15 protein-coding genes are annotated in these 15,764 nt (G+C 60.0%); 8 read left to right on the plus strand and 7 right to left on the minus strand.

The genetic code is table 11. From position 1 onward, the window contains the following. Positions 1–53 precede the first annotated feature (53 nt). Both LOY67_RS07240 and LOY67_RS07245 read left to right on the plus strand, forming a co-directional pair. Positions 54–665, plus strand: a complete 612-nt coding sequence (locus tag LOY67_RS07240) for an RNA polymerase sigma factor (protein WP_265066571.1) — start codon at positions 54–56, stop codon at positions 663–665. Further along, positions 659–895 carry an anti-sigma factor family protein gene (locus LOY67_RS07245; RefSeq protein WP_024780432.1) on the plus strand — a complete coding sequence of 79 codons (237 nt, stop codon included), beginning with the start codon at positions 659–661 and terminating at the stop codon, positions 893–895. The genes LOY67_RS07240 and LOY67_RS07245 overlap by 7 nt, the downstream gene beginning before the upstream one ends. Positions 896–1,092: 197 nt before the next feature. Here the strand turns inward: LOY67_RS07245 and LOY67_RS07250 are convergent, their stop codons facing one another. Next, positions 1,093–2,409, minus strand: coding sequence for a putative porin (locus LOY67_RS07250; protein ID WP_265066572.1), 1,317 nt, complete (start codon positions 2,407–2,409; stop codon positions 1,093–1,095). 281 nt (positions 2,410–2,690) lie between these two features. Here LOY67_RS07250 and LOY67_RS07255 point away from each other — a divergent pair, with 281 nt between their 5' ends. Then, on the plus strand, positions 2,691–3,815 hold the full coding sequence (locus LOY67_RS07255; protein ID WP_265066573.1) for a GNAT family N-acetyltransferase: 1,125 nt from the start codon (positions 2,691–2,693) through the stop codon (positions 3,813–3,815). A gap of 177 nt (positions 3,816–3,992) precedes the next feature. On the opposite strand, the gene LOY67_RS07260 is transcribed toward LOY67_RS07255, so the two are convergent. The 4 genes from LOY67_RS07260 to LOY67_RS07275 all read right to left on the minus strand — a co-directional run bounded on the left by LOY67_RS07260 (position 3,993) and on the right by LOY67_RS07275 (position 8,208). Next, positions 3,993–5,825: an ABC transporter ATP-binding protein gene (locus tag LOY67_RS07260; RefSeq protein ID WP_265066574.1), complete on the minus strand. Its 1,833-nt coding sequence runs from the start codon at positions 5,823–5,825 to the stop codon at positions 3,993–3,995. A gap of 82 nt (positions 5,826–5,907) precedes the next feature. Next, positions 5,908–6,462, minus strand: coding sequence for a peptidylprolyl isomerase (locus tag LOY67_RS07265; RefSeq protein WP_265066575.1), 555 nt, complete (start codon positions 6,460–6,462; stop codon positions 5,908–5,910). A gap of 4 nt (positions 6,463–6,466) precedes the next feature. Then, positions 6,467–7,270, minus strand: coding sequence for an alpha/beta fold hydrolase (locus LOY67_RS07270; protein ID WP_265066576.1), 804 nt, complete (start codon positions 7,268–7,270; stop codon positions 6,467–6,469). A gap of 14 nt (positions 7,271–7,284) precedes the next feature. After that, on the minus strand, positions 7,285–8,208 hold the full coding sequence (locus tag LOY67_RS07275) for a LysR family transcriptional regulator (RefSeq protein ID WP_258631804.1): 924 nt from the start codon (positions 8,206–8,208) through the stop codon (positions 7,285–7,287). Between the two features lie 50 nt (positions 8,209–8,258). Here LOY67_RS07275 and LOY67_RS07280 point away from each other — a divergent pair, with 50 nt between their 5' ends. From LOY67_RS07280 to LOY67_RS07295, 4 genes are all read left to right on the plus strand, one after another. Next, positions 8,259–8,573 (plus strand): 3-phosphoglycerate kinase, encoded by a 315-nt coding sequence (locus LOY67_RS07280; protein WP_265066577.1) that lies wholly within the window; start codon positions 8,259–8,261, stop codon positions 8,571–8,573. 140 nt (positions 8,574–8,713) lie between these two features. Next, entirely contained in the window at positions 8,714–9,313 is a 600-nt protein-coding gene (locus tag LOY67_RS07285; RefSeq protein ID WP_024780440.1) for an FMN-dependent NADH-azoreductase, read from the plus strand. A 207-nt stretch (positions 9,314–9,520) separates the two neighbouring features. Then, complete coding sequence (locus LOY67_RS07290; protein ID WP_265066578.1) at positions 9,521–11,389, plus strand: ATP-binding protein; 1,869 nt, start codon at positions 9,521–9,523, stop codon at positions 11,387–11,389. Between the two features lie 101 nt (positions 11,390–11,490). Further along, positions 11,491–12,354, plus strand: coding sequence for a carboxylate/amino acid/amine transporter (locus LOY67_RS07295; RefSeq protein ID WP_265066579.1), 864 nt, complete (start codon positions 11,491–11,493; stop codon positions 12,352–12,354). On the opposite strand, the gene LOY67_RS07300 is transcribed toward LOY67_RS07295, so the two are convergent. After that, positions 12,317–13,234 (minus strand): LysR family transcriptional regulator, encoded by a 918-nt coding sequence (locus LOY67_RS07300; protein ID WP_265066580.1) that lies wholly within the window; start codon positions 13,232–13,234, stop codon positions 12,317–12,319. The two genes, LOY67_RS07295 and LOY67_RS07300, sit on opposite strands and share 38 nt — an antisense overlap. A gap of 157 nt (positions 13,235–13,391) precedes the next feature. Between LOY67_RS07300 and LOY67_RS07305 the strand changes: the two genes are divergently transcribed. Next, positions 13,392–14,036, plus strand: coding sequence for a hydrolase (locus tag LOY67_RS07305; RefSeq protein WP_265066581.1), 645 nt, complete (start codon positions 13,392–13,394; stop codon positions 14,034–14,036). 393 nt (positions 14,037–14,429) lie between these two features. On the opposite strand, the gene LOY67_RS07310 is transcribed toward LOY67_RS07305, so the two are convergent. Continuing rightward, entirely contained in the window at positions 14,430–15,728 is a 1,299-nt protein-coding gene (locus LOY67_RS07310) for a mechanosensitive ion channel family protein (RefSeq protein ID WP_265066582.1), read from the minus strand. Between the last annotated feature and the right edge of the window lie 36 nt (positions 15,729–15,764).

Raw genomic sequence — 15,764 nt, forward strand, 5'->3', positions numbered from 1 at the left:
GACGTTTCGCTAAATCCCCTCGCCACAATGGTGCCAGGCGTATGAGAGGTTGAATGACCACCACCAACGACACTCAACTGCTCCAACGCCTGCTGGCGGGGGAGCAGCGCGCCTACAAGGAACTGGTCAGCACGTACCAGAGCCCGATGCGCGCGGTCGCCTATGCCATCGTCGGCAGCCGCCATGCCGACGAAGTGGTGCAGGATGCCTGGCTGTCGGTGGTGCGCAACCTCAGCGGTTTCCAGGGCCGTTCCAGTCTCAAGACCTGGCTGCTGACCATCACCGCCAACGCCGCCAAGGGGCGCTACAAGCAGAACCGTCGCGAGGTGCTGCTCGACGACCTGCCGTCGCCCCATGGCACCCTCGGCGATGATCGTTTCGCCGCCGACGGCCACTGGCTGCTGGCGCCGTTCGCCTGGCACCAGGACACACCGGAAGCGCTGCTCACCGAAAGCGAATTACGCGATTGCCTCGAGCACACGCTGCTCAACCTGTCGGAACTGCAAGGCAGCGTGTTGACCCTGCGTGAACGCCAGGGGCTGGAGCTGGAAGAAATCTGTAATCTTCTGGACATCTCGCTCTCTAACGTACGCGTGCTGTTGCATCGCGCCCGGCTGAAGGTCTTCGCGACCGTGGAACATTTCGAGGAGACCGGTGAATGCTGACCTGCAAGGAACAAGTGGCACGCTCCAGCGATTATCTCGACGGCCAACTGAGCTTTCGCGAACGCCTGATGGTGCGTCATCACCTGATGTTCTGCCCCAATTGCCGGCGTTTCATCCGCCAGATGAAGCTGATGCAGGCCACCCTCAGAAAACTCCCCGAACCGCCCGTCCCCGACCTGGATCACCTCGCCGAAAAACTCGCCGCCGAGCGCCGCAGGCATTCGCGCTGAAACATGAGGCACCATGCCCCCCCTGTGGGAGCGAGCCTGCTCGCGATGAGGCCGTGTCAGTCGACAACCCTGTCAATTGACAGACCGCTATCGCGAGCAGGCTCGCTCCCACAGGGGGACGGCCAAATGTAAAAAGCCTGGCGTTGCCAGGCATAAGATGCGCGTCGGGCTTCCTTGCCCGACGTGTAGGACGGTAATCAGAACTTCGCTTCGGCATCCAACTGCAGGGTGTTGATTTTCGAGTCCTTCAAAGTGGCGTTGGTGTAGTCGGAGTCAGCCATGAAGTACGTCGCGCCCAGCGAGAAGTTCTTGTCCAGTTCGTAGCTCGCTTTCAGCTTGCTGCCACGCGAACCAGTGAAACCGTTGGCGAAGTCGGAGTCGGTGAAGGCACCGACCACGGCGTTACGCTGTACGTCGCGATAGTTGTAATCCAGGCCGAAGCCGAAGACCTTGGTCTTGGCACCCACCAGCCAGCCCATGTCCTGATCGTTGCTGGCGTCCTTGTTGTTGACCACCTGGCCGTACAGCGACAGGGGCATGGGCAGGCCGCCGATATCGAGCTGACCAAAGCCTTCGTACAGCTTGAACTGTTCGTTGGCGCTGTTGCCGTTGATGGCCAGGCGGCAGGTGTTGGCCGAGCAGGTGTTGTTGATGTCGTTGTCGTTGTCGTAGGCGTAGAGACTGCCACCCAGGGTCATTTTCAGGTTGTCGGTGATCGCGAAGCGAGCGCCCAACTGGCCTGCGTACAGACGCAGGTCATGACGGAACTGCTTGCCTTCGCCGTCCACGTTGTCCTTGAGGGTGTAGTGGCCGGCGCTGCCGAACAGCTCGGTACTGGCGCCCAGCGGGTATTTGTAGGAAGCCGACAGACCTTCAGGGCTGATGTCGCTGTCCCAGATGATGTCGCCCATGCTCACCCATTGCTGCGGCATCTTGCCGGCAACGAGGTGCAGGTTCTTGACGGCGTCCGGGTGGTAGTCGACGTAACCCTGGTCCAGCCACAGGTCTTTCTTGGTGAAGTTGTTGTCCAGGCTCTGGTTGGTAGAGCGCGAATCGTTGTCGCTGCCAGTGGCGATGCGGATGCCGGTGTCCACCTGCGGGTTGATTTCGCTGTAGGCACCCAGGCGAACCCGGATACGTTGGCGATCCTGGTCACCGGTGTTCGAAACGCCGTCGTTCTTCACGGTTTCCTGGCGGAAACGCACGTCGCCTTTGAACTGGGTCTTGGCCGCCCAAGCCAGTTTCTGGTCGAAAGTGCTCAGCTCGTTGGCTTTCTTCGCGGTCGCGGCGATCTGTTCGTTGGTCTCCTGCTGAGCCTGACGAGCGATTTGCTGCTCTTTCTGATCCCGGGCCAGTTCGGCTTGCAGTTCGCTGTACTGCGCATTGGTAATCGAACCGTTGGCTTTGAGCATGTCGAGCAGTTTGGCGTCGACTGCGGCGCTGGCCGGTACACTCATGGCCAGCAGCAGGCCGCCACACAGGGCCGCCGCAGTTTTCGTGGAAGCAAGACGCATATCAATCTCCGAAGGATGAGAGAGGATGACGGGATCATCCAGGGCACAACCGACCGTTGAAGGACGGAAACGGTGACCGGGTTAGAACCCGGCGCTCTAAAAACAGGCGCCAGTATCGCGATGGTTTATGACAAGGCAGTGGCAATGTGATGGCGCGCCGGTGACGATTCAGTGTCGTTCTGAACTTCTTTGAGCGGTGTCTTGCCGGCGCCGCGGGGTGTGGAACTCACGGCGATAAGCGATACTGGCGAGGCTCTGAATCGCGAAGTGGAGAACAATCGATGCCGTTGCAGCGCTTGCACAGACTGTCTGAAATAGCCCCGCACGCCTGGGATGCCCTGGTACCGGAGAATCAGCCGTTTCTGCGCCACGCCTTCCTCAGCGCGTTGGAGGACAGCGGCAGCGTCGGCCCGCATTCCGGCTGGCAGTCCGAGCATTTGCTGCATGTGGAGGGTGAGCGGCTGATCGCCGCGTTGCCCAGTTATCGCAAGTGGCATTCCTACGGCGAGTACGTGTTCGATCATGGCTGGGCCGATGCTTGCGAGCGCGCCGGGATCGACTATTACCCGAAACTGCTGACCGCCGTGCCGTTCAGCCCTGTCAGCGGGCCGCGTCTGCTCGCAGCCACGGTCGAAGACGGTTTCGAGTTGCTCAAGAGTGTACCGGGCTACCTGGAAATCGAAGGGCTTTCCAGCGCCCACATCAACTTCACGGATCCTTCCACCGACGCGGCGCTGGCCGGGCATGAGGGCTGGCTGCAGCGGATCGGCTGCCAATACCACTGGCACAATCGCGACTATCGGGACTTCCAGGATTTTCTCGACGTGCTCAGTTCCCGCAAGCGCAAGCAGATGCGCAAGGAGCGCGAACAGGTGGCCGGGCAGGGCATCGACTTCGAATGGTTCGAGGGGCATCAACTGGACGAGGCGCAGTGGGATTTTGTCTATGCCTGCTACGCCAATACCTACGCCGTGCGCCGACAGGCACCGTACCTGCCCCGGGAATTTTTCAGCCTGCTGGCCGAACGCATGCCCGAGGCCATTCGCGTGGTGCTCGCCAGGCAAGGTTCACGGCCGGTGGCGATGGCGTTCAGTTTGGTGGGGGGCGACAGTTTCTACGGGCGTTACTGGGGCTGCCTGGCAGAATTCGACCGCCTGCACTTTGAAACCTGTTTCTACCAGGGCATGGACTACGCGATCGCCCAGGGCTTGCAGCGTTTTGATGCCGGCGCCCAGGGCGAGCACAAATTGATTCGTGGGTTCGAGCCGGTGATTACCCGGTCGTGGCATTACCTGCGCCATCCTGGGCTGAAAGCGGCGGTGGCGGATTTCCTCGGCCGGGAACAGGAGGGGGTGTTGGCGTATGCCGAAGAGGCGAGGGCGGCGTTGCCGTATCGGCAGTGTTGAGGCGGGCAGGCTGACGCCGATCCTCTGTGGCGAGGGGATTTATCCCCGCTGGGCTGCGAAGCAGCCCCAAGAGAGTCCGACTCAATCTGCCTGATACACCGAGGTGTCAGGCTTTAGGGCTGCTGCGCAGCCCAGCGGGGATAAATCCCCTCGCCACAAGTAGGGTTGAGTCAGGTCCTAGTCAATCCCCACAAACCCTCCCGTCTGATGCTGCCACAACCGCGCATACAACCCGCCATGGGCCAGCAGTTCGGTGTGGCTGCCGGTTTCGGCGATGTGGCCGTTTTCCAGCACCACCAGCCGGTCCATCCGGGCGATGGTCGAGAGGCGGTGGGCGATGGCGATCACGGTCTTGCCCTGCATCAGCGTCTCGAGGCTTTCCTGGATCGCTGCCTCCACTTCCGAGTCGAGGGCTGACGTCGCTTCGTCCATGATCAGGATCGGCGCATCCTTGAGCAGTACCCGGGCAATGGCGATACGTTGGCGCTGGCCGCCGGAGAGTTTCACGCCGCGTTCACCCACGTGGGCGTCGAAACCGGTGCGGCCCTGGGCGTCCGACAGCAGCGGGATGAACTCATCGGCACGGGCTTTGCGCACGGCTTCCCAGAGCTGCTGGTCGGTGGCGCCCGGCTTGCCGTAAAGCAGATTGTCGCGAATCGAACGGTGCAGCAGCGAGGTGTCCTGGGTGATCATGCCGATCCGCTCGCGCAGGCTCTCCTGGCTCACCTCGGCAATGTCCTGGCCATCGATGAGGATCCGCCCGCCCTCGACGTCATAAAGACGCAGCAGCAGGTTGACCAGGGTGGATTTCCCCGCGCCGGAAGGACCGATCAGGCCGATCTTCTCGCCGGCCCTGATGGTCAGGTTCAGGTCACCGATCACCCCGCTCTTCTTGCCGTAGTGGAAGTCCACATGCTCGAAACGCACTTCGCCCCGGGCCACGGCCAATGGCCTGGCGTGCTCGCGGTCGGTGACGCTGACCGGTTGGGCAATGGTCTGGAGGCCGTCCTGGACCATGCCGATGTTTTCGAAGATGCCGTTGACCACCCACATGATCCAGCCGGACATGTTGACGATACGGATCACCAGCCCGGTCGCCAGGGCAATGGCACCGACACTGATCAACGACTGGGTCCACAGCCACAGCGCCAGGCCGGTGGTGCCGACGATCAGCAGGCCGTTCAGGCTGGTGATGACCACGTCCATGCTGGTCACCACGCGGCCGGCCAGTTGGGCTTTTTCGGTCTGCTCCTGGATCGCCTCGCGGGCGTATTGCTGTTCGAAGTGGGTGTGGGCGAACAGCTTCAGGGTGGTGATGTTGGTGTAGCCGTCGACGATCCGGCCCATGAGCTTGGAGCGGGCATCGGATGACACCACCGAGCGTTCCTTGACCCGTGGCACGAAGTAACAGAGCGCGCCGATGTAGGCGGCGATCCACAGCAGCAGGGGGATCATCAGGCGCCAATCGGCTTCGGCGAACAGCACCAGCGAGCTGATGGCATAGATCAGCACATGCCACAGCGCGTCCACGGCCTGCACCGCCGAGTCACGCAGGGAGTTACCAGTCTGCATGATGCGTTGGGCGATGCGCCCGGCGAAGTCGTTCTGGAAGAAATTCAGGCTCTGCTTGAGCACGTAGCTGTGGTTCTGCCAGCGGATCAGGCTGGTCATGCCGGGGCTCAGGGTCTGGTGCACCAGCAGGTCATGCAGGGCCACGAAGATCGGCCGGAAAACCAGCGCCACCACCGCCATCCACGCCAGTTCCAGGCCATGGATCTTGAAGAAGTCGACGTTGGGCGTGCCTTGGGCCAGGTCGATGATGCGGCTCAGGTAACTGAACAGCGCCACTTCGATCAGTGCGCCGATCAGGCCCACCACCAGCAGGGCGGCGAAGCTTGGCCAGACTTGTTTCAGGTAATACGTGTAGAAGGGCAGGACGCGGTTCGGCGGGGCCGAGCTTGGGGCGTCGCGGAAGATGTCGATCAGTTTTTCGAAACGGCGATAAACCATGTTAAGCAGCCCGGGCGGGGCTCTCCTTTTCTGCTGTGAGCGGCGCGGGATCGCCGTCGCCGCTCAGGCTTGCCCTGTACCTTCAGTCGATACGCTTGGCCGACTTGATGATCACAGGGTCGATCGGCACGTTTTGCATGCCTTGTTTGGTGGTGCTCTGGGAGTTGACGATGATGTCCACGACGTCCATGCCCTTGACCACTTTGGCGAACACGGCGTAACCGGCGTCACGGCCCGGGTCGAGGAACGCGTTGTCGGCGACGTTGATGAAAAACTGGCTGGTGGCCGAGTTCGGATCGGAGGTGCGGGCCATCGACAAGGTGCCGCGAACGTTGTGCAGGCCGTTGCTGGCTTCGTTCTTGATCGGCGCCTTGGTGTCTTTCTGTTGCATCTGCTGGGTGAAGCCGCCGCCCTGGGCCATGAAGCCCGGGATCACACGGTGGAAAATCGTGTTGTTGTAGAAACCGCTGTCCACGTACTCGAGAAAGTTCTTGGTACTGATGGGGGCCTTGACCGGGTCCAGTTCGATTTCGATCTGGCCGTTGGTGGTGTCCAGCAACACGTGGGGCGCAGGTGCGGCCATCAGGTTGGCGGCAAACAGAACGGAGCCGGCGGCGAGGGCGATCTTTTTCAGCATGGGTTCATTGATCCTGAGTGGTGGAGTCGATTGCGATCAAAAAGTCGAGCAGGGTTTGGTTGAAGCGTTCGGGTTGGTCCAACGGGGTAGCGTGCCTTGAATCGGTGAAGACCACCAGCCGTGCATCGGGCAGCAGTTTTACATAGGCTTGCTTCAGTGCCACCGGGGTGTAGTCGTGGTCGGCGCAGATGACCAGGGTTGGACAGGCTATCTGCGAGAGTCGTTCCTGGACACCCCAGCCCACGACGGCATCGAAGCTGGCGAGATAAGCATGTTTGTCGTTTTTTGCCCAGCGCCGGGCCATTTCAAAGCGTAAATCCGCTTGTTCGGGCTTGGGAAACAGCTTGGCTCCCAGGGCCTTGCCGATGGTTTCCAGGCTGAGGATACGCATCAGGCTCCAGCGTTTGAACCATTGCCAGCAGTCGTCCAGGGTGCGGATCTTGACTTGTGGCGCGCTGTTGACGATGCACAGACTCTTGACCCGCCCCGGCTCATCCACCGCCAACTGGAAAGCGATCATGCCGCCCATGGACCAGCCCACCAAGTGCACCGGGCCCAGGTCCAGGTGTTCGATCAGGGCGAGCAGGTCGGCGCTGAAGCCTTCGATGCTGTAGGGGCCGCGGGGTTTGTCGGAGCGTCCGTGGCCGCGCACATCCACCACGATCAGGCGGTAATGGGCGGACAGCACCGGGATCTGTTTTTCCCAATCCTGGGTGCTCGAGCCCAGCCCGTGGACCAGCACCAGAGGCGCGCCGTGGCCGTATTCCTCGTAGTGCAGGTTGCAATCTTCGTGTGCGAAATAGGCCATCGGCGAAATCCTTGTCAGGCTTGTTCAGGAGCGGCGAACGGCGCATCCAGCGGCGCGGTGTCAAAGGTGCGCAGCAGTTCGATGAGGATCTGCGTGGCCGGGCCCAGGGGTTTTTCCTTGTTCGAGTACAGGTAAAAACTCGGGTTGCGGCTGCCCCCCTGATCCAAGGGTAGCCGCTTGAGCGTGCCTTCCCGCAGTTCCCGCTCGATCATGTGCCGGGGCAGCCAGGCGAAGCCCAGGCCGCTGCCGACGAAGGTCGCGGCGGTGGCGAGGCTGCCGACGGTCCAGCGCTGCTCGGCACCGAGCCAGCCGACGTCCCGGGGCTGCTGGCGACCGGAGTCGCGGATCACCACCTGCAGCTGGCTTTCCAGGTCCTGGAACGTCAGTTCGCGATTGAGTCGATGCAACGCGTGTTCGGGGTGAGCCACCGCGACGAACTCCACGTCGCTCAGCTCAGCGCCGAGGTAGCCGGGGATACTGAAGCCACTGATGGCCAGGTCGGCCACGCCTTCGAGCAGCACCTCTTCCACGCCCGATAACACTTCTTCACGCAGCCGCACCCGGCAGCCGCGGCTCTGCGGCATGAACGCCGTCAAGGCCCGGACTAGGCGGGCGCTGGGGTACGCGGCATCGACCACCAGCCGTACTTCCGCTTCCCAGCCTTGTTCCATGTGATGGGCCAGGTCTTCCAGTTGGCTGGCCTGTTTCACCAGTTGCCGGGAACGCCGCAGCAGCACGCCGCCGGCTTCGGTCAGCACCGCCTTGCGCCCATCAATGCGCAGCAAGGGCACGCCGAGCTGATCCTGCATGCGGGCCACGGTGTAGCTCACCGATGACTGGGAGCGGTGCAACACGTCGGCGGCCTGGGCGAAACCGCCGTGGTCCACCACGGCCTGCAACGTTCGCCATTGATCAAGGGTCACGCGGGGCGCTTTCATATTGAGCTCCTCTTGTCCTAAGCTGGCGGTCCCTTGGTGGAGACAGCCGAATGAAGAAAATCTGTTGTGCAGTGCTGGCCCTGTTGCCGCTGACTGCGTTTGCGTACCCGATCGATGTGGAAAAACACCTCGAGGGCCTGAGCATCGACTACACCGCCTACGACACCGACGCCGACATCGGCTCCATCCAGGTCAACAACTACGGCAGCACCGACGCGGCCTGCACCGTGGTGTTCCGCAACGGTCCGGAAGCGCCTCGCACCCGCAAGATCGAGGTGGCCGCGGGCAAGTTCAAGAACGCTACCGCCAAGTTCAACCGCAACATCATCAAGTTGCGCATCGAGCTGACCTGTAAGCCGAAGTAATTCGAAACTGGGACGCTGGTTCAGCTTATAAACGAATTTATCGATGCTTTGCAGCAAATATTTGCGCTTTTTCATCGATATAGTCCCTATTACTCTCTGCTCCATCGACTGACAACACATTCAGATGGAGCCTACATCCCATGTCCCGCGTTCTGATCATTGAAAGCAGTGCCCGCCAGCAAGACTCGGTTTCCCGTCAACTGACCCAGACGTTCATCAAGCAGTGGAAAGCCGCGCACCCGGCTGATGAAATCAATGTCCGCGACCTTGCCGTCAATGCGGTGCCCCATCTGGACGCCAACCTGTTGGGTGGCTGGATGAAGCCTGCCGAGCAGCGCAACGACATCGAGAACGCTTCGCTTGAGCGCTCCAACCAACTGACCGATGAGTTGCTCGCCGCCGACGTGCTGGTGATGGCCGCGCCGATGTACAACTTCGCCATCCCCAGCACCTTGAAAGCCTGGCTCGACCACGTGCTGCGTGCCGGCGTGACCTTCAAGTACACCCCCACCGGCCCTCAAGGCCTGCTGACCGGCAAACGGGCCTTCGTGCTGACCGCTCGCGGCGGCATCCACGCCGGCGGCAGTTCCGATCACCAGGAACCCTACCTGCGCCAGGTCATGGGCTTCATCGGGATCCACGACGTGACCTTCATCCATGCCGAAGGCATGAACCTGGGCGGTGACTTCCAGGAGAAGGGCTTGAATCAGGCCAACGCCAAACTGTCCCAGGTCGCCTGATCCGTTAATCCTCGGGTAATCGTCGGGTGGTCTAGTGGCTCGGCGATTCGCTCCCAACCGTTTCGTGCAACGAACCTCCCTTTGCACTTTATGCTCCTGAGTGCTGTAGCCCGATTGAACGCATTGGCGAGATCGGGCTTTTTTTTGAGAATGGTTTTTAACCAATCTTCACTCTATGCTGGGCGGACAGTATGGAGGCTGTGAAAGATGTTCAAACTCAGACGGAAAACATGGGCGTTACTTTTGGTCTACATCGTGGGAGTCAGTGGCTATATCTACTACCTCTACGTCGAGACCCAGGGAATCCTGACTGACAATATCAATAACAAGCTGCTGCATGCCGCGTTAGGTGCTTCGGCCATCCTCGGTGATGGTTATCATGACAATCTGATCGACAAACAATCCAAATCCCAGGTGCAAGACTGGGACGCCATTCAGCGGCTTTCCAGTTTCAACGAGTCAATGGGTACCGCGTTTGTCTACAGCGTGATCAAGCGTGATGGAAAGGCGTATCTGATCAGTTCCAGCGCATCGAAGAAAGAAATCGAGGAAAACAACTTCGTGCGTTTCTTCGATCCTTACCCCGATGCCAGCCAGACTTTACTCGACAGCTTTGAGCGCACCGAACCCACCTGGATCGACTACTCGGATCATTGGGGGGACTTTCGCGCCGTCTTCGTTCCAATGAAGTCGAAGGACGGTACGGTTTATGTGGCGGGGGCGGAGATGACGTTGGCGGATTACTACCACCAACTCAATCAGGACTCGCTGCACCATATCCTTCTTGCCATTCTGGTTTTCCTCGCGTTCAGCCTGTTCCGCACCCGTGCTCATCTCCAGCAACTGCAAACAAACGAGCGGATGTTGAACGATGCAAAAAATGCCGCCGAGGAGGCAGACCGTTCAAAAACCAGGTTTTTAGCCACCATGAGTCATGAGATCCGTACTCCCATGCACGGTGTCATTGGCGCAACCGAGTTGCTGACACGCTCGTCCCTGACCGTCGAGCAGAGCAGTCTCCTGAAGACGATTCAAACCAGCGGACGAAGCTTGCTGTCACTGATTGACAACGTTCTCGATCTCGCAAAAATCGAAGCGGGCAAACTTGAGTTGAAGCCTCGCGTATTTGAATTGCGAACGCTGGTTTCATCCAGCATCGAAATCATCCAGCAGAACATCAAGGACAAGCCGATAGTCATTGAAGCTCACGTTTTACCCCTCGTACCCCGCTGGGTTAAAACCGATATCGACTGTCTGCGTCAGATACTGATCAATTTGCTGGGCAACGCGATCAAGTTCACCGAAACCGGAAAGGTATCGCTCATGGTCACGACAAGCGATCACGGCTCCGGCGCCCGGCTCGACTTTTCCATACGCGATACCGGTATAGGCATTCCCGAAGAGCGGCAAGACACTCTGTTCGAGCCCTTTGTTCAGCTTAAAGGGCAAGCCAGTCAACGTTTTACCGGGAGTGGTCTCGGTCTTTCAATCTGCAAGAAATTGGTCGAAGCACAGCAGGGCACTTTATCTTTTACCAGCCAATCGGGTGTGGGTTCGACGTTCTCCTTCTCGCTCCCCACGGCGCATTTCCGAGGTTCGGAAATCCCTTTGGATGATGATCATGCAGCGGTGGGTTTCGACTGGTCTTTTGCCAAGCATTATCCGCTGGATATCCTGCTGGTGGAGAACCATCCAGTGAATCAGAAAGTTGCCATGGGGATGCTGGAAGCGCTGGGGTATGACGCTGCTCTTGCAGCCGATGGCCTGGAGGCGGTCAGTCGGTGTGCGACTTCTACGCCAGAGGTCATTCTCATGGACATCAACATGCCTGTCATGGATGGGGTGGAAGCGATCCGTAGGATCCGTGAACTGCCGCAGGGAAATACTTGTTACATCGTCGCTTTTACCGCGAGTGTTTTCTCCCACGAGGTCGAACGTTTCAGGGCTGCCGGTGCCGATGACATTCTGACCAAACCGGCGAACTTCCAGGCCGTGACCCGGGTGCTTCAGCGTGCAGCCAATGATCGGCAGCAACGCCTGGTTCGCGCGCCGGCGGTGGATGAAGTTTCCTGTTGAAGTGGGCTTGAGGATAAACGCCATCACGTAAACAGTCAGTGTTGCCTTTCACGGATCCGGCAAAAACCGCTATCTTCGCCGCCATCCGAAACGAGGGGCGTATGGGCTATCTACTTTTTGTGACATTGATCCAGGCATTTTCCTTCAGCTTGATCGGCGAATACCTGGCCGGGCACGTCGACAGCTACTTCGCGGTGCTGGTCCGGGTGCTGCTGGCCGGGCTGGTGTTCATTCCCTTGACCCGCTGGCGCCAGGTGGAGGCGTCGTTCATGCGCGGCATGCTTCTGATCGGCGCCTTGCAGTTCGGCGTGACCTACGTCTGCCTGTACCTGAGCTTCCGGGTGTTGACCGTGCCGGAGGTGTTGCTCTTCACCATCCTCACGCCGCTGCATGTGACGCTGATCGAAGACGCACTGAACCGCCGTTTCAATCCCTGGGCACTGGTGGCTGCGCTGGTGGCCGTGGCCGGTGCGGCGGTGATTCGCTATGACCGGATCAACCCGGATTTCTTCATGGGTTTCCTGCTGCTGCAACTGGCCAACTTCACCTACGCGGCCGGGCAGGTGTTGTACAAGCATCTGGTGGCCCGTCATCCGAGCGACCTGCCGCATTACCGGCGTTTCGGCTACTTCTACCTGGGTGCACTGGCGGTGGCGTTGCCGGCTTTCCTGTTGTTCGGCAAGGCGAGTTTCTGGCCCGAAGCACCGTTGCAATGGGGCGTGCTGGTGTTCCTCGGCCTCGTCTCCACGGCGTTGGGGCTCTACTGGTGGAACAAGGGCGCGTGCCTGGTCCACGGCGGAACGTTGGCGGTGATGAACAACCTGCATGTGCCGGTGGGGCTGTTGCTGAACCTTTTGATCTGGAACCAGCACGAAGAACTGGGCCGGTTATTCCTGGGCGGTGGTGTCATTCTGCTCGCGGTGTGGATCAGTCGGTTGAGCCTGCGCAAGCCGCAGGTTGCCTAATCGCCAATTGTTCGACCAGGAATTCGATAAAGGCCCGGGTTTTCTGCGGCAGGCGCCGGGCTGACGAATACACTGCGTTGATGCTGATCGCCGGTGCTTGCCATTCGCACAGCACCGGCACCAAACGCCCGGCGGCCAAGCCGTCTTCAACGATGAAATCCGGCAGCAGCGCAATGCCCATGCCGGCCTCGGCTGCCTGCGCCAGCAAGTCACCGTTGTTGACGTGCAAGGGGCCGGTGACATTGACTCGTTGCGTCTCCTTGCCATTGCTCAATTGCAGGCTCACGCCGCTTTGCAGGTAACCGTAGTTGAGGCACTGATGGGTGCGCAGGTCCTGGGGCGTCTGCGGGACGCCCGCACGTTCGAGATACGCCGGGGCAGCGACCATGATGCGTGGTGCCGGCGCCAGTTGCCGGGCGATCATGGTCGAGTCGGGCATGCTGGCGATGCGAATGGTCACGTCGAAACCGCCGCGCACCGGGTCGACCTGCTGGTCGCTGAGCACCACTTGCAGCTCGATGTTCGGATGGCGCTCGTGGAACAGCGGAATCAGCTTGCCCAGCCGACGTAGGCCGAACGACATCGGCGCGTTGACCCGCAACACCCCGCGTAATTCACCGATCCCATCCCGTGCCCGCTGCTCGGCCTCATCCAGCGCCGCCAAAACCTCCCGGGCCGCATCGAAATATTCGGCGCCTGCCTCGGTGAGATGCAGGCTGCGCGTGGTGCGTTGCAGCAACTGCACGCCGATCGCTTCTTCCAGCGCCTGAATCTGCTTGCTGACTTTCGACCTCGGTACGTCCATGGCCCGGGCGGCTGCTGCGAAGCCGTTCTCGCCCACGGTGACGACGAAGGCGCGCATGCATTCGATGCGGTCCATTATTGTCCCTTATTTAGAATCAATGATTCTCGACTTTAGGTGATTGTCCCTTTCATGGCTAGCCCCTAAAGTACACCCATGCCGACGAAATCACCGCTGAAGCGAACGTCGACAAACCCTAACTTATTGAAATTTATAAATTAAAAAGGAACACATCATGTCTAACCGCGAACTGCTGAACCCAACCAACTCGGCCCTGATCCTGATCGACCACCAGCCACAAATGGCCTTCGGCGTACAGTCGATCGACCGTCAGACCTTGAAGAACAACACCGTCGGCCTGGCCAAGGCGGCGAAGATCTTCAACGTGCCGACGATCTACACCTCGGTCGAAACCGAAAGCTTCAGCGGCTACATCTGGCCTGAACTGCTGGCGGTCCACCCGGATCAGAAACCTATCGAGCGCACCTCGATGAACTCCTGGGAAGACAAGGCGCTGGTCGACGCGGTGAAGGCTACCGGTCGCAAGAAACTGATCATCGCGGCGCTGTGGACCGAGGTCTGCCTGACCTTCCCGGCACTGGAAGCACTGGCTGAAGGCTACGAGGTGTACATCGTCACCGACGCCTCCGGCGGCACCACCAAAGAAGCCCATGATATGTCGGTACAGCGAATGATTCAGGCCGGTGCGGTGCCGGTGACCTGGCAACAAGTACTGCTGGAATACCAACGTGACTGGGCACACAAAGAGACTTACGAAGCGGTCATGGGACTGGTCCTGGAACACAGCGGCGCTTATGGGATGGGTGTGGACTACGCCTACAGCATGGTGCACAAAGCACCGCAGCGTCAGGCCAAGTAATTAAAAAATAGCTACAACCCCTGTGGGAGCGAGCCTGCTCGCGATAGCAATCTGTCAGCCGACATCAATGTCGACTGGTATTGCCAATCGCGAGCAGGCTCGCTCCCACAGGGGTTTGTGGTGTTCATGACTTTTGGATATGACGCATGACCTGTGGGAGCCGAGCTTGCTCGCGATGACGGCGGCACATTCAGAATGGATGTTGACTGACCCACTGCTATCGCGAGCAGGCTCGCTCCCACATGGGATTTGTGGTGTTTATTGCTTCCGGGTATGGCGCATGACCTGTGGGAGCGAGCCTGCTCGCGATGACGGTGGTGCATTCAATTGAGAGGTTGACTGACCCACCGCCATCGCGAGCAAGCTCGGCTCCCACAGGGATCAGCGGTGATTTCAGACCACCTGCTTCTGCCCCTCCGGAATATGACTTGCCCCCAACACCGCCGGCAGTAACCCCGAACGCAAATCCATGCCGCTAGGCTGTTGATACAGGTTCAACCCGAACTCCGGCATCACTGCCAGCAGGTAATCAAAAATATCCCCCTGGATGCGCTCATAGTCGGCCCACACGGTGGTGCGGGTAAAGCAGTAGATTTCCAGCGGGATGCCCTGGGCTGTGGTTTGCATCTGGCGGACCATGCAGGTCATGTTCGGCTGGATTTCGGGGTGGCTCTTCAAGTACGCCAGGGCATAGGCGCGGAAGGTGCCCAGGTTGGTCATCCGTCGACGGTTGGCCGACATCGCCGCAACGTTGCCCTGAGCTTCGTTCCAGGCCTTGAGTTCGGCTTGCTTGCGGCTGATGTAGTCGGTAAGCAAGCGCACGTGGGTCAGGCGCTGTTCCTCCTCATCATGCAGGAAACGCACGCCGCTGGCGTCGATGAACAGGCTGCGCTTGATTCGGCGTCCGCCGGATTGCTGCATGCCGCGCCAGTTCTTGAACGACTCGGACATCAACCGCCACGTGGGAATCGAGACGATGGTCTTGTCGAAATTCTGCACCTTGACCGTGTGCAGGGTGATGTCCACCACGTCACCGTCGGCGCCGACCTGGGGCATTTCGATCCAGTCGCCGACCCGCAGCATGTCGTTGCTGGTCAGTTGCACGCTGGCGACGAACGACAGCAGGGTGTCCTTGTAGACCAACAGGATCACTGCCGACATCGCACCCAGGCCCGACAGCAGCAACAACGGCGAACGGTCGATCAAGGTCGCGACGATGATGATCGCGCCGAACACGTACAGCACCATTTTCGTCAGTTGCACGTAACCCTTGATCGAGCGCGTGCGGGCGTGTTCGGTGCGGGCGTAGACATCCAGCAGGGCGTTGAGCAGGGCGCTGAGGGTCAGCACCATGAACAGGATGGTGAAGGCCGTGGCGACATTGCCGAGGAACACCAGGCTGGTCTTGCTCAGTCCAGGGATCAGGGGTAGGCCGAACTGGATGATCAGTGACGGGCTCATCTGCGCCAGGCGATGGAAGACCTTGTTGTGGCGCAGGTCGTTGACCCAATGCAGGGCCGGCTGGCGACCGAGCAGTTTGGCGCCGTGCAGGATCAGGTAACGCGCCACGCGTCCGAGCACCAGGGCAATGGTCAGCAGCAACACCAGGGCGAGGCCGGAATGCAGGAGTGGGTGCTGGTCGAGGGCACCCCAGAGGTCTTGGATGTTGAGCCAGAGCTGTTTGATGTCCATGGGCGAAACGGGTCTTCTATTGAAATTCGACGGGGG

Origin of the sequence: Pseudomonas sp. B21-056 (assembly GCF_026016325.1) — a bacterium.
Classification (GTDB): Bacteria; Pseudomonadota; Gammaproteobacteria; order Pseudomonadales; family Pseudomonadaceae; genus Aquipseudomonas.